The organism is Allosediminivita pacifica, assembly GCF_003054175.1.
Classification (GTDB): Bacteria; Pseudomonadota; Alphaproteobacteria; order Rhodobacterales; family Rhodobacteraceae; genus Allosediminivita; species Allosediminivita pacifica.
In genome coordinates this window covers 35,834-57,913 of the sequence record NZ_QBKN01000012.1, presented here as the reverse complement: position 1 = coordinate 57,913, position 22,080 = coordinate 35,834, and the positions used below count along the sequence as shown (strand labels likewise).

Here is a 22,080-nt window from a genome sequence, read left to right as displayed (position 1 = left end):
CTCAGCGCAGGTCCGCCACCGTGCCCGCCGACACAGCCGGGGCGGCGTTGCCGAAGGCGTTCCGGACATAGGTCGCCACCTGCGCGACCTCCTCGTCGGAGAGCTTCCAGTGGTAGGCCGGCATGGCCTGCGCCGTGGGATACTTCTCCGTCGGCACGGCGCGCGCGCCCTCGAGGATCATCCGTACCACCGTGGTCGGATCGGAAGACTGCGCCAGCGACGACCCCGCGATGGGCGCGAACTGGCCCGCGACGCCCTCGCCCTCGGGTCCGTGGCATGCCGAGCACTGGGTGGCGTAGATCTCGGCCCCGGCAGTCATCGCCGGATCGTCCTCGGCCACCGGCTCCGCCGCCTCTCCGTCGACCTCGCCGAAGGGCAGATCCTTGAAGTAGGCGACGATCGCCTCGAGGTCCTCGTCGCTCAGGTACCGCGTGGATTTCTCCACCACCTCGGCCATCGGCCCGAAGGCGGCGCTGCGCCCGTTCCGCCCGTGGCGCAGGAACTCGGCCAGATCCTCCTCGGACCAGTCGGCCAGCCCCTCGCCGCCGGGGCCGCCCCGCAGCGAAGGCGCGAACCAGCCTTCGATGACCCCGCCGGTATAGGCGGCGTTGCCGCCCTTCTCGGCGCCCAGCATGTTGCGCGGCGTGTGGCAGGCCCCGCAGTGTGCCAGCCCCTCGGCCAGGTAGCGCCCGCGGTTCCAGGCCTCGGACTTGTCCTCCACCGGCTCGAGCTTGCCCTCGTCGAAGAACAGCATGTTCCAGCCCCGCATCGCCGTCCGCACGTTGAGCGGAAACGGGATCTCGGGCGACTCCACGTCGTTGCGAACGGGATCGAGCGTGTTGAGATAGGTGAAGATCGCGTCGCTGTCCTCTCGCGTCACGTGGGTGAAGTGGGTGTAGGGAAACGCCGGATAAAGCCGCTTGCCGTCGGGACGCACCCCTTCGGTCATCGCGTCGTAGAACTCGTCCTGGCTCCACTCACCCAGGCCTGTGGCGTTGTCCGGCGTGATGTTGGCGGCGTAGATCGTGCCGAAGGGCGTGGGCAGGCCAAGCCCACCGGCATAGGGTTCCTCGCCCTCGACCGAGTGGCAGGCGGCACAGTCCCCCACCCGCGTGAGGTAGAGCCCCCGCTGCAGTGTCGACCAGGTATTCGCGTCGGACTGGGCCCAGGCGGCGCCGGCGCAGCCCGACAGGATGATTGCTCCGATGACCTGTCTCATGCCTGCACCAGCGGTCCGGGGTTGCGGAGGTACTGCTCGCGGATGGCCTTGGCCGAATGGTAGGCCAGCGCCGCCACCGTGCCGGTCGGGTTGTAGCCGGGGTTCTGCGGGAAGTTGCCCGCCCCGGTCAGGAACAGGTTCGGCAGATCCCAACTCTGGTTGTACTTGTTGGTGACGCTGTTTCCGGGATTGTCGCCCATGATGTGCCCGCCTGTGTTGTGCGTGGTCTGGTAGGGGGCGATGTCGTAGGGCGTCTTCACGGGGCTCACGCTGACCTCGCGCCCGCCCATGGCGTTGGCGATCTCGGCCACCTTGCCCGTCAGGTAGTTCGACATGCGGATATCGTTCTGCTTGAAGTCGAAGGTCAGCCGCATGAGCGGCCGCCCGTAGGCGTCGGTATAGGTCGGGTCGAGATCGAGATAATTGCCGCGGAAGCTCATCACCGCGCCGTGGGCGCCCACGCCCACCGTATGGTTGTAGCTCTCGCGCACCGCCTTCTTCCAGCCGGCCCCGAACTTGGGCGTGCCCTCGGGCACGGGGTGGCTCTCGATCGGGCGACCGTTGGTCTGCCACTGGGCGATGTAGCCGCCACCGATGAAGCCGAGCCCCGTGTGGTCGAAGTTGTCGCCGTTGAACTCGTCGATCACCTGGCCCAACGCGCCCGCACCGACAAAGGGGTTCACCGCGAAATCGTCGTCGTAAAAGACGCTCGCGCCCGACATGATCTGGTAGGCGTAGTTGCGGCCCACCTGCCCCTCGCCGGTCTCGGGGTTGTAGATCTCGCCGATCCCCGACTGCATCAGCAGGTTCACGTTGTGCGTGATGTAACCCGCGAGGATGACCATCTGCGCGGGCTGGAAGAACTCTTCGCCCTCGGTGTTCAGGTAAGTCACGCCCGTCGCACGCGAATTGGAGCTGTCCTTCTCCACGCGCAGCACCATGGCGCCGGTGCGCAGGGTGAAGTTCTCGCGCCGCATGAGCGCGGGCAGGATCGTCGTCGTGGCCGTCGCCTTGGAGTAGTTGCCGCAGGCGTATTTCTCGCAGAACCCGCAGTAGGTGCACGGCGCAAGCTGCACGCCAAGCGGGTTGGTGTAGCCCTGGCTCATGTTGGCCGAGGGGCCCGGAAAGGGGTTGTAACCCAGCTCGCGCGCAGCATCCCGGAACTTCAGGGGGGCTGCCACCATCTCCATCGGGGGGTTGGGATACTCCGACGACCGCCAGCCCTCGAACGGGTTGCCGCCGTCCTGGATCTCGCCGTTCAGGTTCCCGGCCTTGCCCGAGATCCCGCAGATCTTCTCGAAGTAGTCGTAATGCGGCTCAAGCTCGTCGTAGGTGACGCCCCAATCCTGGATGGTCATGTCGTCCTGGATTGCGTCCTCGCCATAGCGCTCTACGTTGTGGCTGCGCGCCTGGAAGTCCGAAGGAAGGAAGCGCCAGGTCTGGCCGTTCCAGTGCACGCCCGAACCGCCCACGTTTGTGCCGGGCAGGAATGACCCGAGCATCCGCATCGGCAGCGCCTGCTGATCCGAGGTGTTGCGGAAGGTCAGCGTCTCGCGGCTCAGGTCCTCGAATAGCTCGTCGCGATAGCGATAGCGCACCTCGTCCTGGGCATTGTTCACCGCGTAGTCGGTCGAGGTGTCGCGCCAAACGCCGCGCTCCAGCGCCAGCACGTCCATGCCCGCTTCGGTCAGCTGCTCGGCCATGATCGCCCCGGTCCAGCCGAAGCCGACGATGACCACCTCGCGTTCGGGAAGGATCCGGCTCATGGCACCATCCTCCCGCCGACCGAGACCGGCTCCAGCTTCACGGGGTTGCCGCCGTGGTTGATCCACGGCCTGTAATCGTAGCGCGCGCCGGGGAATCCGATCATCTTCCAAGCCTCCATGTCGCGGTTGCCGCCGTGAACGGGGTCACCGAAGTACCCCTCCAGCGTGTTCTGCCAGAGCGTGTCGAAGAACGTCTTGGCGTCGGTATGCTCCAGCTCGTCCTCGCCCTCCGAAAGCCCCATCAGCAGCCTGTCCTGCTCCTCGGGTTCGAGCTCGGTGAAATCGGCAAGGTCGTTGCGGGCAAGACCGGCGCGGATGTCCGCGATCGCCTGCCGGTAGAGCAGCGCCGGTGCCTGCGCCTGGTAGCCCTGCGTCGGCAGCCCGTCCCTGAACGGGCCCTTCATGTAGTAGATGTCGCCACGCCCGTAGGCGCCGGCAAGCTGGTGGTCGATGAAATCCACGACCCCGAGCTCGGAGGCGGAAGGGTAGTCGTCAGCGGGGATCAATCGGTCCACCGCGGCCGTCACGAAGGCGCGCTCTTCCTCGGTAAAGAAGGTCACATCCGGATCAAAGGCTGTTGGTGGAACCGCTTCGCCCGGCTGCCAGGGCATCCCGCCCTGGTATTCTCGGGCCAATGCTGGCGCGGCGAGCGCTGCGCTCGACACACCCAGGAGGAAACCCCTCCGGGTCAACTGGCTCATGGCTGGCTCACTTTCGTAGTCACTCCCGCCGAAGAGCAAGCAACCGCCGATTGTTCCAAGTCGATCGGCGGAATGCAGCGCCGAGCTCCTGCGGTTCCGCTGCGACACCCGGTCATTTTCCCGCAAAAAGTGAGGAACCCGGCCGCAGTTCACTTCCTTGTGTCTGCGGAACCTACGAAAGGGTCACCGCCCGATGCCGACATGAGTACTGCACAAGCTCCGCGTGCAGCCGCCGGACCGGCGGCCCTTGCTGCCTTTCTGCTCTCCCCCTCGCTTGCCATGGCGCAGGTCGACGGCTTCCTCGTCCCCTTCGGTCCGGTCGCCGAAGCCCAGCGGACCGAGTTGATCTGGACAACGGCGATCACGATGATCGCCATCCTTCCGGTGTTGGTCGGCACGCCCCTGATCCTGTGGTGGTTCCGGCGCGGCAACACCAAGGCGACCTACCGCCCGCAGTGGCATTTCGACACCAAACTCGAGATCCTGATGTGGGGCGGTCCCACCCTGATTATCATCGCCCTCTCGATCTGGCTGACACAGGCCGTCTTTCGTCTCGATCCCTACCGCGAGATCGACGCCGAGATGGCGCAGGGCATGAATTTCGAGATCACGGGCGCTCCGGTCGCAATCGAGGTGGTCGGCCTCGACTGGAAATGGCTCTTCATCTACCCCGAGGAAGGCATCGCGAGCGTGGGCGAGATGGTCATTCCCGTCGGTCGTCCCGCCACCATGCGCCTGACCACCGACACCGTGATGCAGAGCTTCATGGCGCCAGGGCTTGCCGGACAGATCTACACCATGGCCGGCATGGTGACGCGCCTGCAGATGATCGCAGAGCGCCCCGGCACCACGGTCGGCGAGAACACCCAGTACAACGGCACCGGCTTTCCCGCCCAGCGCGCGCCCGTCCGCGCCGTGCCGCCCGAAGACTACGCCCGCTGGCTCGATAATGCCCGCGATGCCCCCGCGCTCGATGCCGAAACCTATGCCGTACTCGCCCACAGCGGCGACGTCGCCAAGGCCCGCGAAGATCTCGACCGCCCCGGTGACGGCCCGCTGGTCTTCTCGCTGGCGGACCCGCGGCTCTTCGACCGCATCGTGGCGCGTTACCGGCGTGGCGAACCGGTTGAGCCCGAGGCCCAGCCCGGCAGCCCCCTCTACCGGCCCGACCGGGCCCCATTGCCCGAGGTGTCCAGATGATCGACCTCTTCGGCCGTCTCGAATGGCAGGAACTCAAGCTGCTGGAGTTCTTCCACGACCCCAGCATCGACACCGCCGTCGCCTCGGGCGCGGCCTGGATGACCGTGGTCGCCGCGATCGCCGTGATCGCCTGGATCACATGGGCGCGCCGCTGGGCTTGGCTCTGGAACGACTGGCTCACCAGCGTCGATCACAAGAAGATCGGCATCATGTACATGGTGATCGGCTTCGTCATGATGGCCCGCGGCGTCTTCGAGGGCGTGGTGATGCGCGCCCACCAGACCACCGCGCTCGACGGCGGGGTGCTCAGCAACGAACACTGGGCCGAGCTCTTCTCGACCCATGGCACGGTGATGATCTTCTTCGTCGCCATGCCCTTCATCACGGGCTTCATGAACTACCTGATCCCGCTCCAGATCGGCGCGCGGGACATGGCCTTCCCGGTGCTCAACCAGATCAGCCTCGGGCTCACCGCCACCGGCGCGGCGCTCACCATGATAAGCCTCGTCGTCGGCGCGTTCGAGACCGGCGGCTGGACCGCCTACCCGCCTTTCACCGGTGCCGACTTCGACCCCGGGCCGGGGCCCGACTACTGGGTCTGGGCCATCGCGCTCTCGGGCTTCGGGTCGATGTTCTCGGGGCTGAACTTCGCCGTCACCATCTACAAGATGCGCGCGCCGGGGATGCACTTCCTGAGGATGCCGGTATTCACCTGGACCGCGCTCTGCACCTCGATCCTGCTGGTCTTCGCGCTGCCGCCGCTGACCGTGGCCTGCCTCATGCAGGCGCTCGACCGCCTCGCCGGGTTCCACTTCTTCACCAATGATCTCGGCGGCAACATGATGAACTACGCCAACCTGTTCTGGATGTTCGGCCACCCCGAGGTCTACATCCTCGTGCTGCCCGCCTACGGGATCTTCTCGGAACTGACCTCGATGTTCGCCGCCAAGCGGCTCTACGGCTACACGAGCCTCGTGATCGCCACCATGTCGATCTCCGTCATCAGCTTCTGCGTCTGGCTCCACCATTTCTTCACCATGGGCAACAGCGCGACGATCAATGCGGCCTTCGGCATCGCCACCGGCATCATCGCAATTCCGACGGGTGTGAAGGTCTACGTCTGGATGGCGACGCTCTGGGGCGGTCGGATCCGGTTCACGGCCCCGATGGTCTACATGACCGGCTTCTTCATTCTCTTCGTGATCGGCGGCCTCTCGGGCATCATCCTCGCCAACCCGGCCATCAACTGGCAGGTGCACAACACGCAGTTCATCGTGGCGCATTTCCACAACGTTCTGCTGCCGGGCCTGATCTTCGGGATCTTCGCGGGCGTGCACATCTGGTTCCCGAAGGCCTTCGGCTTCCGCCTCGACGAACGCGCCGGCAAGATCACCGCATGGCTCTGGATCGTCGGCTTCTGCTTCACCTTCCTGCCGCTCTATTTCCTTGGCCTGATGGGCTACCCGCGTCGCTCGGCGGCCTTCGACAACCCCGAGTTCCTCCCCTACATGATCGTCTGCATGCTGGGCGCGCTGATGCTCATGGCGGCCTTTGCCGGGCTCTTCGTCACGCTCTGGGTGTCGATCCGCAAGCGCGACGAACTGGCCGTGCCGCTGGGCGATCCCTGGGACGGCCGCACGCTGGAATGGGCCACCTCGGCCCCGCCGCCGCCCTGGAACTTCGCGATGATCCCCCACATCGGGGAACGCGACGCTTTTGCCCGCGAAAAGGCCGACGGACGCCCCTACGTGACGCCCGAGTACTACGAGGACGTGCACCTGCCGCCCAACACCTCCGCAGGCCTGATCGCCATGGTCGCCACCACCGCCTTCGGCTTCGCCATGACGTGGTGGATCTGGTGGCTCGCCGTCGCCTCGGTCCTGGGCTTCATCCTCTGGTACGTGGTCCACAGCTTCCGCGAACATCCCGAGGTCACGATCCCCGCGGTCGAGGTGGAACGCCACCACGCTGCCTGGGTCGAGGCTGCCACCCTGAACGAGGGGGTCACACGCGATGACGAGACCAACTCCCGCAACCGCGGCCGCGCCGCGACCGACATGGTGGTGGCCTCATGAGTGACCAACAGACGAACATGCACCCGGGACTGAACCTCGGCTACGTCGGCGGCGGCAAGCACGAGGAAAGCAAGGTCTTCGGCTTCTGGGTCTTCCTGATGAGCGACCTCGTCACCTTCGGACTCGTCTTCGCCATCTTCGGCACCATGCGGAACGCGACGGCGGGCGGGCCCGGTGCGCACGAAGTAACCGAGCTGCGCTCCATCGCGATCCAGACCGGCCTGTTGCTGCTGTCCTCCTTCGCCTTCAGCTGGGCCAGCCTCGCCATGAAGTACGAGGCCGGGCGCTGGCGTTTCCTCATCTGGTTCTCGGTTGCCGCCACCTCGGGTCTGGGTTTCCTGATCTTCGAACTTCTCGACTTCCACCACCTGATCGAGATCGGCGCCGTGCCGCAGCGCTCAGGCTACCTCAGCGCCTTCTGGTCGCTCGTGGGCCTGCATGGGCTGCACGTGGCGGGCGGACTGCTCTGGATCGGTGTGCTCACGCTCCAGATCCTCAAGTTCGGCCTCACAGACACGATCAAGAGCCGCATCACCCGGCTCGGCCTCTACTGGCACTTCCTGGACATCGTCTGGATCGGCATCTTCTCACTGGTATTCCTTGCGGGGGTCGCATGAAACACTCCGGACCCGAAGAACGCCGCGAACGCGGTTTCTACACGCTGGGCCTTGGCCTGTCGGTGGTGCTCACCGTGGCCTCGTTCGCGAGCGTGATGACGGGCATCCTGCCTTCTGCCTGGGTCATCCCGGCGCTGGTGGTCCTGGCCCTCGCCCAAATCGTGGTGCAACTGCGCTACTTCCTGCACATCGACTTCACCCATCAGAAGCGCGAAGATCTTCAACTCCTGCTCTTCACCGTGCTGCTGCTCGCCATCATGGCCTTCGGCACGCTCTGGGTGATGGCCGACCTCGGCGACCGGATGATGTAGAGGGACGCGTCAGGCGCCAGCGCGGGCACAGGTCCCGGCACAGCGTGTTGTCAGGTATCAGGTACAACTCCTCACGTCGGCTCGCCGCAGCAGATCGCCGCGCCCCGGCAATGCAAGCGTCCATTTCCTCGAGGCACTGAGAAAGTCCGCTTCGAGCTCATCTCTCCCTTGCCGCTCGTGCAACCGAGCCGGGACAACGCCGGACCGTGGTTTGGCGCTGCGCTCTCCGAGGTCGGCGCTTTGTGCGCGCCCCGCACGGATGACCTCTGAACCATGCCCTGCAATTGCCAAAGCGCCAGACCGCGGGGACGGTCCGGCGCTGGCCCGGCGGGGCTAAAGCCCCTTGTTTCGGGCCCTCCGCGTCAAAGGTCGGGAATCTGGGCGAAAATGCGTGGCACTTGGGTCGGCGATCCCTGCCAGCCGCAACCGAGGTTCGGATAACCTGACTGTCGCGCTGCTGCCGCGACAATCAAGCTGCCGACCTCTTGACCTAAGGCGCGACGCTAGAGCCTACCGCGTGGCGGACAAACGCTAATGACACCGGGCGCTACAGCGGAGCGGCCCCTCATCACGACCCCACGATCGTCCCGCCGTTGGGGTGCAGCGTCTGGCCGGTGAAGTAGTTGCCGTCATCGCTCGCCAGGAACAGGTAGGAGGTCGCGATCTCCCATGGCTGGCCTGCACGTCCCATGGGCACGTGACTGCCGAAATCCTCCACCTTGTTCTCGGGCAGCGAGCCGGGGATGAACGGCGTCCAGACCGGCCCCGGCGCCACGGCGTTCACCCGGATGCCGCGCGGCGCAAGCTGCTTGGCGATGCTGCGCGAAAAGGCCGAGGCCGCCCCCCGCGAGGTCGCGTAATCCACCAGCGTGTCGTTCCCCTTGAAGGCGTTGACGCTCGCCGTGTTCACGATCGCCGCCCCGTCGGGCAGGTGATCCAGCGCCGCCTGCGTCGTGAAGAAGTAGTTCATCACGTTGCTGTCCATGGTCCGGCGCAGCTGCTCTTCGGTGATATCCCGAAGATCCGTCTGCTCGAACTGCATCGAGGCGTTGTTCACCAGCACGTCCAGCCCGCCAAGCTGCCCCACAAGCTCGCCCACGGCGCGGAAGGCCTCGTCCCGGCGGCCCAGATCGGCGCTCACCGAAAAGCCCTCCGCCCCCTCGGCAGCGATCAGCTTCAGCGTATCCTCCGCATCCTTGTGCTCGTCGAGGTAGATGATCCCGACGCTGGCGCCTTCGCGGGCAAACAGCACCGAAACCGCGCGACCGATGCCGCTGTCGCCGCCGGTCACGATGGCGCGCTTGCCCTTCAGCTTGCCGACGCCGGGATGGCGCGGGGTATAGTCCGGAGCCGGGTCCATGCGGTGTTCGTCGGCGGGCATCTTGGGCTGCACCTGCCCGGGAATGTTCTGCTGCTCGGTCATCGTTCTGTACTCCTGTTACGAAAGCCCTTCAGCCTCCAACAGGTGCCGCCCCGCGATGTTCCGCATCACCCGCAGAGGAACCCGCCCCGCCCGCGCGGAATTGAACCCAAGGCAGCCGACCTCCCCGGCCGGCCTTCTACCGAAAAGGGAAAATACCATGCGCTATCGCCGTCTCGGCCACAGCGGCCTCTTCGTTTCCGAGCTCTGCCTCGGCACCATGACCTTCGGCGGCTCCGACGACATGTGGGGCAAGATCGGCCAGCTCCAGCAGGACGAGGCCGACAGGATCGTGGGCACCGCGCTCGACGCGGGCATAAACTTCATCGACACCGCCAACGTCTACGCCTCGGGCCGCTCCGAGGAAATCCTCGGCCAGTCGCTCAAGAACCTCGGCGTCGACCGCGACGAAGTGGTCATCGCCACCAAGGCCTTCGGCCAGATGGGCGCGGGCCCGAACACCAGCGGCGCGTCGCGCGGCAACCTGCTCAGCGCCGTGAAGAAAAGCCTGCACCGCATGCAGCTCGACCACATCGACCTCTACCAGATCCACGGCTTCGACCCCGCCACCCCCATCGCCGAGACGCTCGAGGCGCTGGACCAGCTGGTGCGCCACGATCACGTCCGTTACGTGGGCCTGTCGAACTGGGCGGCCTGGCAGGTCGCCCGCGCCGTGGGCATCGCCGAGGCGCGCCGCCTCGCCCCCATCGTGTCGCTGCAGGCCTACTACACGCTCGCGGGTCGCGATCTCGAACGCGAAATCGCGCCCATGCTGCGGGCTGAGGACATCGGCCTCATGGTCTGGAGCCCCCTCGCGGGCGGGTTCCTCTCGGGCAAGTACGACCGCGAGGGCAAGACCTCCGAAGGCCGCCGGGCCGAATTCGACTTCCCGCCCATCGACAAGGACCGCGCCTACGACGCGATCGAGGTCATGCGCGGCATCGCCGACAACAAGGGCTGCTCCGTGGCGCAAGTGGCCCTCGCCTGGCTGCTGCACCAGGACGTGGTGACCAGCGTCATCGTCGGCGCCAAGCGCGTCGATCAGCTTCAGGACAACATCGGCGCGACCGATGTTTCGCTCAGCGACGACGAACTGGCCAAGCTCGACGCGGTCACGAAGCTGCCCGCCGAATACCCCGGCTGGATGCTCGAACGTCAGGGCGAAAACCGCCGCGCGCTGCTCGAAAACGAGCGTCGCTAAGTCCGCTCCGCGGACAGGCCGGCGCCGCATATGCGGTGGCGCCGGCCCGGCCAAACGCCTCAGTCCTCATTATCTTGCCGCAGGGCAAGTGCAAGCCGCCGTATCCGGATCGCCCGGTTCAGCTCGCCGCCGAAGATCAGCACAAGCGCCGCGAGATACATGAAGTAGAGCGCGGCGACGATCCCCGCGAGCCCGGCGTAATAGCTCGCGTAGGAGGCAAAGCTCGACAGGTAGTAGGAAAACGCCGCTGTCAGCAGCGACCATGCGATGACCGTGAAAAGCACGCCCGGCCAGATGCTGGAAAACCGCGTGCGCCGCGCGGGGAGGAAGACATGCGCCCCGAAGAGTGACGCCAACAGCATGAAGCCCGCCGCCGGGTAGCGGATCAGGCCGACCGAGATCGACGCCGGATCGAAGCCCGGCAGCAGCCGGTGCAGCATGGACCCTGCCCGCGGCGCCAGCACCAGCAGATAGCCCACCAGCACCAGCACAAGCCCGGTGAACAGCACCATCGAGGTCTGCACGAGGTAGACCATGAAGGCCGAGCGCGTCTCGCGAATGCCGTAGGCCCGGTTGAGCCCCACGCGCACACCGTCGGCGCCGCCCACGGCGAACCATATCGTCAACAGGATACCGAGGCTGAGGATTCCGCCGCGCTGCACCGTCATCACGTTCTCGACCTCGGTGACGATCGGATCGACCAGCGCGTGGGGCACGATCGCGATCAGAAAGTCATTGAGGTCCTGGGCCATGGCCGGCGTGCCGATGAAGGCCGTCAGCGAACTGGTGAAGATCAGGAACGGAAAGATCGCGAGCAACATCCGGAAGGCCACATTGCCCGCCAGCCCGAAGGCGTCATCGCTCCAGAGCCGCAGGACCGCCTCGCGAAAAACCGCAAGCGGCACGCGCCAGCCCGTCCCAGCCAGCAGGTCTTCCGGGCGGGCGCTGACGATGCCATGGGTCAGCGCGGTATCGCGCACGGTCTCTCGGTACTGTTGTGCACTCATTCGCGGCTCTCGGATACAGGGACGAGGAATTTATGTAGCGGCCACACCGCCTTTGCCCAGCCCACGCGTTGCGCAGCGCACGCCGTCAGCGGCTCTGCCCCACTCAGGGTGCCACGCGGCGCAGGTTTCTCCGGGCGACAAAAAAACGGCGGGCCCGATGGGGCCCGCCGCTGTTGCTCTTGTTTATTGGTCTGGCCTGACCTCAGGCTGCTTTGCTGGCCGCGGAGGCTGCCTTGTTGGCGGCGCCCTGCGCGTTGGCCGAAACCTTCTGGCTCAGGTCCTCAGTGGCTTTGGTGGCCAGTTCGCCGGCCTCGGTGCCGGTTTTCTGGCTCACGTCGGACATGGCCTTTGCCGTGCGCATGAACAGATCCATCTGCTTCTGCACGAAGTCTGTGTAGGCCTTGCCGTAGTCGGCGGGCTGTTCGCGGACCTGGCTCACCTCGCGAAGGTTCGTAAACGCCTCCTTGGCGGAGTCGCTCGCGATATCGGTGGAGCGGACGGCCGCTTCGGTCGTGATCGCCGTCATGTGCTCGCCCGTCTGGGCCCAGGTCTTAAAGGCGTTCTGATAGCCTTGCGGGTCGAACAGGCTCTGGATGTCGTTGATGGCGGATTTGGTGTTCTGCTTGGCCATGTCGGGTCTCCCTTCTGAGAAGAATGAGTTTCTTGTGCGCTGTCTGCGCGAGTGACCCTTACGTAATGCTGCGCTGCAGCATTACAAGGGAAGCGTAGGAGATTTTCGTGGGTATCCCGCGTGCCTGTCCGCAGGGACAAACCGCGGGACACCCCTAACAGACGGTTAATCCGAAACACTAACCCATTGAATTTATTGACGTCGCGAAATGTCCCGGCCCGGGACATCTAGATCGCCTTGCACAGCCTCAGCGCGTCACAGATCGCCGCATGGGTATTCCGGGCCGAAACCGCATCCCCGATCCGATAGAGCCGATAGGCCCCATCCGGGTTGCGGACGACCTCCTGCGGGGCGCCCGAGATCAGCGCGCCATAGTCCACCTCGCCCAGGTTCACCGACCCGTCCCGAAGCTCGAAATAGACATCGTCCAGCGGCCGGGTCCCGTGGTTCACCACCACCTGGTCCACCCGCCGCTCCCGCGTCGCCGCGCTGAAGTCGCTGCCCAGCGTCGCCACCAGCGCGTTCCCCTCGCGCCGCAGCCCGACCAGCTTCCAGGTGATCGAGAAGGTCACATCCTTCCCCTGAAGCGCGCGCATGGCGGGGGTCAGCGACATGGACATGACCTCGGACGAGATCCCCCTGTCCCGCGTCGCCACCTCGACCTTCGCCCCGGTCGCCGCGATCTTCTCGGCCGCCTGAAGCGCGGGATAATCGCCGGCATCGTCGAAGATGAGTACGTCCCGCCCCGGCTGCGCGTCCCCCGCGATGATGTCCCAGGCCGAGACCACCAGATCCTCGGGCACGCCCGGCACACCCGTATCCGGCAGCCCGCCGGTCGCCACGATCACCACGTCCGGCGTGTCTTCCAGCACCGTCTCGCCATCGGCGAAGCTGTTGAACCGGAAGCGCACGCCCAGCCGCTCACACTCAGACAGCCGCCAGTCGATGATCTGCATCATCTCGGCCCGTCGGGGCGTCTGCGCCGTGAGCATGATCTGCCCGCCCGCCTGCGGCGCCGCCTCGTGCACGATCACCTCGTGCCCCCGGATAGCCGCCACCCGCGCAGCCTCGAGCCCCGCCGGCCCGGCACCGATCACCACCACGCGCCGACCACCCTCGCCCGCGGGCACCTCCTGCGGCTGCTCCAGCTCGCGCCCCGTCGCCGGGTTGTGGATGCAGAGCGCCATGCCCCCCTGGTAGATGCGGTCGAGGCAGTAGTTGGCGCCGACACAGGGCCGGATCCGCTCTTCCTCGCCGCGCAGGATCTTGGCCACGATATGCGGGTCCGCCATGTGGGCCCGCGTCATGCCCACCATGTCGAGTTTGCCCGCCGCCACCGCGTGCCGCGCCGTCGCCACGTCCTGGATCTTGGCGGCATGGAAGGTCGGAAACTGCGTCTCGGCCCGCACCTCGCCCGCGAAATCCAGATGCGGCGCGCTGCGCATGCCCTGCACCGGGATCACATCGGTCAGTGCCGCATCGGTATCGATGTGACCGCGCACCACGTTCAGGAAATCGACCAGCCCGCTGGCCTTCAGCCGGCGCGAGATCTCCATCCCCTCGTCCCGCGTGATCCCGCCGGGCTGCATCTCGTCTCCCGCGTAGCGGATGCCGACGATGAACCCCTCCCCCACGCGCGCCCGGATCGCCCGCAGCACGTCGAGGCTGAAGCGCATCCGGGTGTCGAGACTGTCCCCGCCATACGGCCCGTCGAGCTCGTTGAGCATCGGCGACCAGAAGCTGTCCATCAGATGCCCGTAGGATTCAAGCTCGATCCCGTCGAGCCCCGCCGCCTGCATCCGTTCGGCGGCATCGGCGTAATCCTCGATGACACGGGCGATGTCCCACTCCTCGGCCACCTTGGGAAAGGCGCGGTGCGCCGGTTCCCGCGCGGCGCCCGGGGACAGGACCGGAAGCCAGTCGCCCGTATCCCATCGCGTGCGCCGCCCCAGGTGGGTCAACTGGATCATCACCGCGCAGCCATGCCCGTGGCAGGCATCGGCGAGGTCCTTCATCCAGCCGACCACCTCGTCCTTCCAGGCGAGGATGTTGTTGAAGGCCGGCGGGCTGTCCCGCGACACGCTGGCAGACCCCGCCGTCATGGTCAGCGCCACCCCCGCACGCGCCCGTTCCTCGTGGTAGGCGCGGTAACGGGCCTTGGCCATCCCATCCTCGGCATAGGCGGGCTCGTGGCTCGTGATCATGAGCCGGTTCTTCAGCGTCAGATGCTTGAGCTGATAGGGCTGAAAGAGCGGATCGTTCGACATGCCGGCTATTCTCGCTTGCGCTGGGTCAGACCTCGAGCTTCACCCGACCGATTGGATTGGAGCAACAGGCCAGAACGTATCCGTCATCGATATCCTCCTGGGTGATGCCACCGTTGTGGACCATGTGCACCTCGCCTTCGAGCTTGCGGATGCGGCAGGTCCCGCAGACGCCGAAGGTGCAGCCCGAGGGGATGACGATCCCTGCGGCCCGCGCCGCACCAAGTATCGTCTCCGTTTCGGAACACTCGGTGCTGACGCCCGATGTGGCAAACTCCACCTGGGCCTTCGCGTCCTCGTCGAGCGTGACATCCTCGGGCACGTCCTCGGCCTCGGCCGGGACCGCGTGGAAGCTCTCCTGGTGGTAGTGATCCATGTCGAAGCCGAGGCCTGCCAGGGCCTCGCGCACGGCCTGCATGAAGGGCTCCGGGCCGCAGCAAAACACCTCACGTTCCAGGTAATCGGGCGTGGTCAGGCCGAGCAGCAGCTGGTTGAACCTTCCGCGGTAGCCGGTCCAGGGCTGGTAGCGGTCGGTCTCTTTCACGACCCAGGCCAGCTCGATCCCGGTGATCCGCGACGCCATGTGCTCCAGCCGCTGCCGGAAGATGATGCCCGAAGGCCGGCGCGCGCAGTTGATGATGACGATATCGGGATCCCGCCCGGCGTCGTACATGTGCGTGGTCATCGACATCATCGGCGTGACGCCCGACCCTGCCGAGATGAAGAGATACTTTTTCGCCGGGTAGTTCAGATAGGAAAAATGCCCGGCTGGCCCCAGCGCCTTGAGCCGCATCCCCGCCTCGAGGTTGTCGAGCATCCACCGTGTCCCGAGCGAGGCATTCTGTGCCTTCACCGTGATCGTGAGAGAGGTCGGCCGCGAGGGTGAGGACGAGATCGTGTAGGTCCGATAGAGCGGCCCGCCGGGGACGGGCAGTTCCAGCGTCACGAACTGCCCGGGCTTGTAGCGGAAGAGCGCGCCGGAGGGCGCCTGGAACGTGAAGGTGACCACGTCCTGAGCTTCGGGCAGGCGCGACACACATTCGATCGGCTCGTCGTCGGACCAGAAGGCGAGCGTCGGTTGGATGCTGGCGTTCATGCTCTTACTCCGCCGCGACGGCACGGGATCCGAGCGCCCGCTCCATGTGGTTGGCATACCAGTCGACGAACTGGATCACGCCGCTTTCCTGCTCGGGGCTGTAGGGCCCGGGGGTATAGGCGGGCGAATTGATGCCCTGCTGGTTCCATTCGACGATCTCGCGGTCTTCGTCGTTGGTCGCGATCCAGACCTCGGTCAGGCGCTTCATGTCGTAGTCCACGCCTTCCACCGCGTCGCGGTCGACAAGCCACCAGGTCGTGACCTCGGTCTGGGTGGGGCTGATCGGCGTGACGCGGAAGGTCAGGGAATGATCGGGCAGGAAGTGGTTCCAGGTCGTCGGATAGTGGAAGACCAGCAGCGATCCGGCATCCGGCACGCCGACCCGCCCGAGCTGTCGCTTCACGGCGGGCTTACCGTCCATTGTGTAGCTCACCGCGCCTTCTTGCAGCGGCATGCGGGCCAGGCGGTACTGCCCCTGCCCGGCCAGCGCGAACTGAGCCGGGGCCCCCGCTGCCTCGCATCGGTCGAAATGGGCCTGAAGCCGCGGTGAGGCGCCGCCGTCCGCCGTGACGCCACCCACTTCGGGATCGAGCGGGAAGGAACGACAGAGCGCGGGATGCGAGCCGCCGCAGTGATAGCACTCGCGGTTGTTCTCCCAGACCAGCTTCCAGTTGCCGTTCTCGACGATCGAGGAGCTGTAGGCCACCTTGGCGCGGTGCAGATCATGCACCTCAAGATAGGGGCGCGCGAGTTGCGCGAAGGGTTCGAAATCCGGAGCCTCGTCGGCCAGACAGATGTAGATCAGTCCGCAAAGATCGCGCACGTGGATTGCGCGGAGATTGTGTTTGGATGCGTCGAAGTCGGGCCCCATGTCACGCGCCCAGAGCAGGCGCCCGTCAAGCTCGTAGGTCCACTGATGGTAGGGGCAGACAAGCTTGGCCACCTGGCCCGAATTGTTGTGGCACAGCACCGAACCGCGGTGGCGGCAGGAGTTGTGGAAGCCACGGATCTCGCCGTCGGCCCCCTTGACCAGGATCACGTTATAGGCGCCGATCTGAAGCCGTGCAAAGGCACCGGTCTTGGTCAGCTGCGCCGCCGGGATCGCGAAGAGCCATTCGCGATAGAATATCTGATCCAGGTCCTGCTGATAGATATCGGGATCGGTGTAGAAGGGCCGCTCCAGCGAGTAACCGGGCTGGCGGCGCGCGAGCAGGTCAGTCAGGGAAAAGTCCATGGGGGAAGGCTCCCGGCAAGAGGCATTACTTGACCTGACGCATTGCGGGCCATTAATGCGCTGCGCAATGGCACAAATTTTCAATTCGGATTAAATGAACTAAACTCATTCCAATTCCGACTCTCGCCGGAGCAAACGCGACGCCATGCCCCGCCCCTACGACCTTCCCTCGATGACAGCGCTGCTTTGCTTCGAGGCCGCTGCCCGGAATCTGAGCTTCAAGTCCGCTGCGTCAGAGCTGAACGTGACCCCCGCGGCGGTGAGTCACCAGATCAAGGCGCTCGAATCCGAACTCTCCACCTCGCTGTTCACGCGGCAGTACCGCGGCGTCGAACTGACCGAGGCGGGGGCCTGGCTCTTCGTGGCACTGCAACGGGGACTGGAATCCATCTCCGACGCCGTGCAGGAGCTTCGGGGCCGACCCGATGCCGCGGACGTGACGATCCAGGCCACCACCGCGATGAGCGCCTTCTGGCTCACACCGCGGCTTTCCGCGTTCTGGCAGAGCCATCCGGACATCGTCGTGTCGCAGATCGTCAGCGATGTCGCGACGACCTCGGGCCGTCCTGACTTGGCCATCCGGTACGGCACCTTGCCCGAAGATGGCGGCGATCACAGCCTGCTCTTCCGTGACCGGATCCTTGCGGTCGGTGCGCCCGGCTACGCCGCGCGACAGGGCATCATGACCCCCGACGATCTGCTTGGGGCGCCGTTGATCCACTTGTCTGGAGAGGAAGCCCGTTGGACTGGCTGGACCGACTGGTTCAGCACCCTCGGCCTGGCTGCTCCGACAGGACGGCGCCTGCCGGTCAACAACTACATGATCGCGCTTCAACTTGCCCAGGATAGCGCGGGCGCCGTGCTTGGCTGGGAAGGCCTTGTTCGACCGCTGATCGAACAGGGCCGACTTTCAGTGCTCGTGTCCGAGAGCATCCCGTCCCCCGAGAGCTTCTTCCTGACGACCCATTCCCGAGCGCCGGAAAAGGCCCGGACGTTCAGGGATTGGCTGTTGTCACAGGGAAACGCCTTGGGTCCCAAGCGCGCATGGCCCTCTGCGCGAGGATAACTCGAAAACCCCGTAACGAGCTTGCCACGCCCGCGCCTATGGTAGGCGCAGGCTTTTCAAGATCATGGAATGGACTACCAGTTCGGCAATCCAAGCTGGCGGACCTGCTTGGCCACCTACGCGTCGTAGCGCTCCGCGGCGCTTTCGGCATCGCGGATTCCCGAACCGACTGACCTGAGCCCCGACTCTCCTCCGGATTTTCGGAGAGCCGCAGGTTGATGCACTGCTCCCCAATCTTGGACCGCCGGAAGTTGGATTTTTCCGGCTGCCTCACGATGACGGGCCGGTGACGCCATCGGGAGGGATCAAAGCGACGAATACCTCTCCCAGCAGTTTCGGTAAGCATTCAAGGTGCGACTATGACCTCTCTCGCGGCCATTGAAGACGCGCAATAATTGCTCGAGTTATCGCACCAGATCACGCGCCATCTGTTCGGAGAGCTCTGTCAGCGCGGCGGCCTGTGCAGCCGCAATGGCAGCCGGGCCTTCCCCCACAAGCGATACCGAAATGTCGAATATCTTGACCCGGTCCGGCAGGGGCGCCGGAAGCTGGCGTGGTTGTTCGTCAGGATTCTCGAAGTTTATCTCTGGTTGAGGCTGCTCGGAGCCCATGAAGTACTGACCAGAGATCCGGAAGGTGCCGGCATTGGTCGCGATGAAGTTCTCGATACGAACATCGGCGACGCCTTCCGGCGGCTGCGGCAGCGGCCAAGGCTCGGAGGCGACCTTCGCCGAAGACATGGCATTTAGATGGCGAGTGATCGTCAGGGTTGTCGCGCGCTCCGGGTCATCCGCCCAGAGGCCCAGATTCGTCGTCTGAATTACCCCGCTTTCATCCTGAAAGGCGATTTCCTCGTCGGCGGCATAGACCGGCAGCGAGACGGTCCTGACAAGAAGCGTATCGACCGCGGACCGGACACTGAGAGCGGAGGGCGGAGACTCGACCAGATAGCGCGGCCCTCCCCCGTCGCCGCAGGCGGACAGAGCCGCGATCATCAGGATGCTCGAGATTGCTCGGATCTTCATGTTACCGCCCTATGATTAGCGAATTGGGATTGCGCTGCAGCATTCTTGCCAGCGATCGTATCGTGTTGGACGCTTCACTGACATCACGCAGCGTCGAAAGCACCCCTGCCACGAGACGTGAATTGTCGCCGTAGGCACTGACCACGGCCTCGGTCCGAGTCGCCAGTGCGTCAAGTCGATCCACCAAGGGCGGCAGCGCACCAGCGGCCGTCTCGACCGCGTCAGCGGCGTTGACGGCTGAATCCAGCGCGCTGTTTACCGCCTCGGTCGCACCGCCCTCGCGAAGCTCCACGGCAATCTGCCGGGTTTCCGCAAGGGTCGCCCTTGCCTCCTCGAGTGTGGCCCTGAGTTCCGGCATCACGGTCCTCGCCTCGGAAAGCGTGGCGGTCAGTTCCGGGATCGCGGCGCGGGTCGCCTCGTCGTTGACGAGAGCAGTCACCGAGTTCAGCAGGCGCTGACCGGAGCTCAGAAGCTCCTCGATCGGCAGCGCATTGATCCGCTTGAAGACACCCTCCGCCGTCGCGTTGAAGTCGGAAAGTTCCGAGTCGGCGGTCGGGAGCCGTGGCGGGCCGTCTTCCTCAGTGACAATGGAGGCCGGATCCGCATCGGGCAATTCCACAAGCTCGACCACCAAGTTGCCGGACAGGATGCTGGCCGACGTCAGGCGCGCGCGCAAGCCTTGGTCCACATAATCGCTCAGCAGACCGAGCGCTTCGTCCGTGGATGCATCCTCGCCAAGACCCAGTCGCGCGGGTGAAAGCGCGAGCATCGCATTGAGTGTCACGACTTTCCGGCCGCCCTCATCAGTGGCGACCATGGTGATATCCGAAACTTCGCCGACAGGCAGCCCACGGAAGCGAACCGCAGTTCCCTCGTTAAGCCCGCTGACGGCCCCGTCGAACACCGCCAAGACGCGAAGGCTACGCGCGGACGGGTCGTTGATCAGGCTCGCACGGGCGTCCTCTTCGTCGGAGTACAACTGATATGAGTGCCCGGCCTCGACGGCTTCACCCCCCGAAACGAGTGTGCCGAAACTGATTCCACCTTCGACAAGCGAGGCGAGCGACGAAAAGTCGAGTGAAACGCCGCCGGCACCGAGGGAAACAGAAACCCCCGAGGTATCCCAAAACCGCGTGTTCGACGTCAGAAGACGGTCATAGGGTGCTTCGACAAAAGCTTCGATCAGGACCCCGTCACCATTCTCGGAAAGCGTCGGTGCTTCGATCGCCCCCACACGGATCCCCTTGTAAAGGATCGGCGTTCCGGCGGCAATCGAGCGTCCATCTCGCGCACGCAGCACCAAGTGGGTACCTTCACGCGCCGGCCTTGCCAACGGCGCTCGGGCAAGCCCTTCGAACTGATGCCTTGCCTCACCAGCCTCGCTGTCCCAACTGCCCTCGATATACACGCCTGATAGCACGGTATTCAGTCCGCTGATCCCGCGAACGGTCACTTCAGGCTGGACGATCCAGAAACTTGCATCGTCATCGAGGTATGGCGCGACTTCGCGATCGACGCGAACGTGGGCAACAACGCGGCCGAGATCTTCGGAAAAGCCGACACGCTCCACAGTGCCAACCGTGACCTCTCGGAACTTGAGGTCCGTCCGCTCTGCCTCAACCCCAGAAGCGCTTTCGAAGGAGATCTGGATCAGCACGCCACGGCCCGCGTAGCTTTGCCATGCCACCCAGAGTGAAATCCCCAGCGCCAGAACCGGAATGAACCAGACGAAAGAAAACCCCGACAACAGGCCCTTAGACTTCGGGCGGATCTCCGGTTCCGCCGGGCTTTGTTCGCTCATCTAATCTCCTCATCCGCGTCCCAGATCAGTCGCGGATCAAGGCTCTGTGCGGAAAGCATCGTGAAGGCGACCGACAGCGCAAAACTCACCGCTGCGATCCCAGGGTGAACGATAGCGACGTTCCCGAGCTGGACAAGGGCAGCCAGGATCGCGACTACGAAGACATCAATCATCGACCACCTGCCGATGAACTCCACAATCTCGTAGAGCTGGTGACGTCGATGCGGATGCATCGCGACCGTACTGCGGACCCCAAGCGCGAGATACCCGATCGCAAGAAACTTGCTGATCGGGATCATGACGCTCGCAACAAATACCACGGCGGCAATACCATAAGACCCGTGATTGAACAGTTCGACAGCCCCCCCGACGATCGTGTTTTCCTCGTGCTGGCCAAGCGTGTCGGTGATCAGCATCGGATAGACATTTGCAGGCACGTAGACGATCAGCCCGGCAAAGAGCCACGCCCAGACGCGCTGCAGCGAGCCGGGCATGCGGCTTGCAAGCTTTCCGCCACAACGCTGGCAGCGCACCGCGCCCGTTTCGTGGACAAGGTAGCAATGCTGGCAAGCCACCAGCCCTGCCTGCCGCGCTGTCCTCAGCGGCGTTGATTTTCCAGAGATTTCCATATCGTGTACCTGCACATGGCGTTGTCCTGCAGCACCGTCACAATGACAAGTGCGGCAAAGGCCCAGAAGGCCGGCCCGAAACTGACGGAGGCGAGTCCCGATACCTTGACCAGGGCAACCGCAACACCAACGATGAATATCTCTGCCATCGACCAGGGGCGAAGGCGCTCGGCCATCCGGAACGCGGTTTCGGCGTGGCGGTAGGGCCTCCCTCCAAACACCAGCGGCACCAGGGTATAGGCGATCGCACAAAGACGCGCTGCCGGGATCAGGGCGATCAGCAGCGCGACTGCGATCGAGAGCGGAAGCATCAATCCATCGGAAAACGCGAGCATCGCATCGACCACCGATGTCCTGTTGGAGAGCCCCGCGGCCTCAAGAGAAATGAAAGGGAAGAACAGCGCCCCCAGCATCAGGATCAGGGCCGTCACGGCCAACGATAGAACGCGCGCGTACGAGTTCCTGCGTGGTGCTGCAAGGACATGGCCGCAATGCCGGCAAGTGGCCGTGTAATCTTCCGGGATCAGCGCCTCCACATGCAGTGTGTCGCAATGCGGGCAGGCAATATAGCGGCGCTGCACTGCCGCGGAACTTTCTCGGGCTATCGTCATCGGGTCCCCTGTGCCCCTTGATCCGCATTAGTGGGCCTATCAGGATGCGGGTATTTCCGGCAGGGCCTCAGGGCCAACTCGCCGGTGTTTGGATAAAGGCTGTCGCCCCGGCCCCTTAAACTGTGTGTCCGGAGTGATTTTTCCAGTGCTAACTCAATGCACGAGCCTCGAGCTCGCCTAAGGCATTTTTGCCAGCCAGCTTCAAT

The 22,080-nt window shown here is 64.9% G+C and carries 19 protein-coding genes; 6 read left to right on the top strand and 13 right to left on the bottom strand.

The genetic code is table 11. The features are described 5' to 3' along the window. Position 1: 1 nt before the first annotated feature. From C8N44_RS11005 to C8N44_RS10995, 3 genes are read right to left on the bottom strand one after another with little or no spacing between them, the layout of a single operon-like run. Positions 2-1,219 carry a c-type cytochrome gene (locus tag C8N44_RS11005; RefSeq protein ID WP_107976425.1) on the bottom strand — a complete coding sequence of 406 codons (1,218 nt, stop codon included), beginning with the start codon at positions 1,217-1,219 and terminating at the stop codon, positions 2-4. Further along, the gene (locus tag C8N44_RS11000) at positions 1,216-2,985 is read right to left on the bottom strand and encodes a GMC family oxidoreductase (RefSeq protein ID WP_107976423.1); all 1,770 of its coding nucleotides are present in this window, start codon (positions 2,983-2,985) and stop codon (positions 1,216-1,218) included. Before C8N44_RS11000 ends, C8N44_RS11005 begins: the two co-directional genes overlap by 4 nt. After that, on the bottom strand, positions 2,982-3,686 hold the full coding sequence (locus C8N44_RS10995) for a gluconate 2-dehydrogenase subunit 3 family protein (protein WP_107976421.1): 705 nt from the start codon (positions 3,684-3,686) through the stop codon (positions 2,982-2,984). The genes C8N44_RS11000 and C8N44_RS10995 overlap by 4 nt, the downstream gene beginning before the upstream one ends. 201 nt (positions 3,687-3,887) lie before the next feature. Here C8N44_RS10995 and C8N44_RS10990 point away from each other — a divergent pair, with 201 nt between their 5' ends. From C8N44_RS10990 to cyoD, 4 genes are read left to right on the top strand one after another with little or no spacing between them, the layout of a single operon-like run. Then, the gene (locus tag C8N44_RS10990; protein WP_107976419.1) at positions 3,888-4,886 is read left to right on the top strand and encodes a cytochrome c oxidase subunit II; all 999 of its coding nucleotides are present in this window, start codon (positions 3,888-3,890) and stop codon (positions 4,884-4,886) included. Continuing rightward, positions 4,883-6,961, top strand: a complete 2,079-nt coding sequence (locus C8N44_RS10985; RefSeq protein ID WP_107976417.1) for a cbb3-type cytochrome c oxidase subunit I — start codon at positions 4,883-4,885, stop codon at positions 6,959-6,961. Before C8N44_RS10990 ends, C8N44_RS10985 begins: the two co-directional genes overlap by 4 nt. Next, the gene (locus C8N44_RS10980) at positions 6,958-7,578 is read left to right on the top strand and encodes a cytochrome c oxidase subunit 3 (protein ID WP_107976415.1); all 621 of its coding nucleotides are present in this window, start codon (positions 6,958-6,960) and stop codon (positions 7,576-7,578) included. Before C8N44_RS10985 ends, C8N44_RS10980 begins: the two co-directional genes overlap by 4 nt. Further along, positions 7,575-7,889, top strand: coding sequence for a cytochrome o ubiquinol oxidase subunit IV (gene cyoD / locus C8N44_RS10975; RefSeq protein WP_107976413.1), 315 nt, complete (start codon positions 7,575-7,577; stop codon positions 7,887-7,889). Before C8N44_RS10980 ends, cyoD begins: the two co-directional genes overlap by 4 nt. Before the next feature lie 568 nt (positions 7,890-8,457). On the opposite strand, the gene C8N44_RS10970 is transcribed toward cyoD, so the two are convergent. After that, entirely contained in the window at positions 8,458-9,312 is an 855-nt protein-coding gene (locus C8N44_RS10970) for an SDR family oxidoreductase (RefSeq protein WP_107976411.1), read from the bottom strand. Positions 9,313-9,469: 157 nt separating this feature from the next. Here C8N44_RS10970 and C8N44_RS10965 point away from each other — a divergent pair, with 157 nt between their 5' ends. Beyond that, positions 9,470-10,510: an aldo/keto reductase gene (locus C8N44_RS10965; protein WP_107976409.1), complete on the top strand. Its 1,041-nt coding sequence runs from the start codon at positions 9,470-9,472 to the stop codon at positions 10,508-10,510. 59 nt (positions 10,511-10,569) lie between these two features. Here C8N44_RS10965 and C8N44_RS10960 read toward each other — a convergent pair whose 3' ends face one another. The 5 genes from C8N44_RS10960 to C8N44_RS10940 form a co-directional block, all read right to left on the bottom strand. After that, positions 10,570-11,517: a YihY/virulence factor BrkB family protein gene (locus C8N44_RS10960; RefSeq protein ID WP_107976407.1), complete on the bottom strand. Its 948-nt coding sequence runs from the start codon at positions 11,515-11,517 to the stop codon at positions 10,570-10,572. A 202-nt stretch (positions 11,518-11,719) separates the two neighbouring features. Further along, positions 11,720-12,148, bottom strand: coding sequence for a phasin family protein (locus C8N44_RS10955; RefSeq protein WP_107976405.1), 429 nt, complete (start codon positions 12,146-12,148; stop codon positions 11,720-11,722). 227 nt (positions 12,149-12,375) lie between these two features. Next, the gene (locus tag C8N44_RS10950; RefSeq protein WP_107976403.1) at positions 12,376-14,415 is read right to left on the bottom strand and encodes an NADH:flavin oxidoreductase; all 2,040 of its coding nucleotides are present in this window, start codon (positions 14,413-14,415) and stop codon (positions 12,376-12,378) included. Between the two features lie 25 nt (positions 14,416-14,440). After that, entirely contained in the window at positions 14,441-15,508 is a 1,068-nt protein-coding gene (locus C8N44_RS10945; protein ID WP_107976400.1) for an FAD-binding oxidoreductase, read from the bottom strand. A gap of 4 nt (positions 15,509-15,512) precedes the next feature. Beyond that, positions 15,513-16,742 (bottom strand): aromatic ring-hydroxylating oxygenase subunit alpha, encoded by a 1,230-nt coding sequence (locus C8N44_RS10940; protein ID WP_107976398.1) that lies wholly within the window; start codon positions 16,740-16,742, stop codon positions 15,513-15,515. Positions 16,743-16,887: 145 nt separating this feature from the next. Here C8N44_RS10940 and C8N44_RS10935 point away from each other — a divergent pair, with 145 nt between their 5' ends. Then, positions 16,888-17,808 (top strand): LysR substrate-binding domain-containing protein, encoded by a 921-nt coding sequence (locus C8N44_RS10935; RefSeq protein ID WP_107976396.1) that lies wholly within the window; start codon positions 16,888-16,890, stop codon positions 17,806-17,808. Between the two features lie 404 nt (positions 17,809-18,212). Here the strand turns inward: C8N44_RS10935 and C8N44_RS10930 are convergent, their stop codons facing one another. Genes C8N44_RS10930 through C8N44_RS10915 form a run of 4 tightly spaced genes read right to left on the bottom strand, consistent with a single transcriptional unit; the run spans position 18,213 to position 21,874 of the window. Next, positions 18,213-18,833: a PqiC family protein gene (locus C8N44_RS10930; protein ID WP_107976394.1), complete on the bottom strand. Its 621-nt coding sequence runs from the start codon at positions 18,831-18,833 to the stop codon at positions 18,213-18,215. Position 18,834: 1 nt separating this feature from the next. Then, on the bottom strand, positions 18,835-20,634 hold the full coding sequence (locus tag C8N44_RS10925; RefSeq protein WP_107976392.1) for a PqiB family protein: 1,800 nt from the start codon (positions 20,632-20,634) through the stop codon (positions 18,835-18,837). Continuing rightward, on the bottom strand, positions 20,631-21,263 hold the full coding sequence (locus C8N44_RS10920) for a paraquat-inducible protein A (protein WP_107976390.1): 633 nt from the start codon (positions 21,261-21,263) through the stop codon (positions 20,631-20,633). The genes C8N44_RS10925 and C8N44_RS10920 overlap by 4 nt, the downstream gene beginning before the upstream one ends. Further along, the gene (locus C8N44_RS10915) at positions 21,233-21,874 is read right to left on the bottom strand and encodes a paraquat-inducible protein A (RefSeq protein WP_107976388.1); all 642 of its coding nucleotides are present in this window, start codon (positions 21,872-21,874) and stop codon (positions 21,233-21,235) included. Before C8N44_RS10915 ends, C8N44_RS10920 begins: the two co-directional genes overlap by 31 nt. Positions 21,875-22,080: the final 206 nt, after the last annotated feature.

Bases quoted from the DNA above. Each gene is read 5' to 3' on its own strand.
- C8N44_RS11005 (WP_107976425.1), bottom strand. From the start codon at position 1,219: ATGAGACAGGTCATCGGAGCAATCATCCTGTCGGGCTGCGCCGGCGCC.
- C8N44_RS11000 (WP_107976423.1), bottom strand. From the start codon at position 2,985: ATGAGCCGGATCCTTCCCGAACGCGAGGTGGTCATCGTCGGCTTCGGC.
- C8N44_RS10995 (WP_107976421.1), bottom strand. From the start codon at position 3,686: ATGAGCCAGTTGACCCGGAGGGGTTTCCTCCTGGGTGTGTCGAGCGCA.
- C8N44_RS10990 (WP_107976419.1), top strand. From the start codon at position 3,888: ATGAGTACTGCACAAGCTCCGCGTGCAGCCGCCGGACCGGCGGCCCTT.
- C8N44_RS10985 (WP_107976417.1), top strand. From the start codon at position 4,883: ATGATCGACCTCTTCGGCCGTCTCGAATGGCAGGAACTCAAGCTGCTG.
- C8N44_RS10980 (WP_107976415.1), top strand. From the start codon at position 6,958: ATGAGTGACCAACAGACGAACATGCACCCGGGACTGAACCTCGGCTAC.
- cyoD (WP_107976413.1), top strand. From the start codon at position 7,575: ATGAAACACTCCGGACCCGAAGAACGCCGCGAACGCGGTTTCTACACG.
- C8N44_RS10970 (WP_107976411.1), bottom strand. From the start codon at position 9,312: ATGACCGAGCAGCAGAACATTCCCGGGCAGGTGCAGCCCAAGATGCCC.
- C8N44_RS10965 (WP_107976409.1), top strand. From the start codon at position 9,470: ATGCGCTATCGCCGTCTCGGCCACAGCGGCCTCTTCGTTTCCGAGCTC.
- C8N44_RS10960 (WP_107976407.1), bottom strand. From the start codon at position 11,517: ATGAGTGCACAACAGTACCGAGAGACCGTGCGCGATACCGCGCTGACC.
- C8N44_RS10955 (WP_107976405.1), bottom strand. From the start codon at position 12,148: ATGGCCAAGCAGAACACCAAATCCGCCATCAACGACATCCAGAGCCTG.
- C8N44_RS10950 (WP_107976403.1), bottom strand. From the start codon at position 14,415: ATGTCGAACGATCCGCTCTTTCAGCCCTATCAGCTCAAGCATCTGACG.
- C8N44_RS10945 (WP_107976400.1), bottom strand. From the start codon at position 15,508: ATGAACGCCAGCATCCAACCGACGCTCGCCTTCTGGTCCGACGACGAG.
- C8N44_RS10940 (WP_107976398.1), bottom strand. From the start codon at position 16,742: ATGGACTTTTCCCTGACTGACCTGCTCGCGCGCCGCCAGCCCGGTTAC.
- C8N44_RS10935 (WP_107976396.1), top strand. From the start codon at position 16,888: ATGCCCCGCCCCTACGACCTTCCCTCGATGACAGCGCTGCTTTGCTTC.
- C8N44_RS10930 (WP_107976394.1), bottom strand. From the start codon at position 18,833: ATGAAGATCCGAGCAATCTCGAGCATCCTGATGATCGCGGCTCTGTCC.
- C8N44_RS10925 (WP_107976392.1), bottom strand. From the start codon at position 20,634: ATGAGCGAACAAAGCCCGGCGGAACCGGAGATCCGCCCGAAGTCTAAG.
- C8N44_RS10920 (WP_107976390.1), bottom strand. From the start codon at position 21,263: ATGGAAATCTCTGGAAAATCAACGCCGCTGAGGACAGCGCGGCAGGCA.
- C8N44_RS10915 (WP_107976388.1), bottom strand. From the start codon at position 21,874: ATGACGATAGCCCGAGAAAGTTCCGCGGCAGTGCAGCGCCGCTATATT.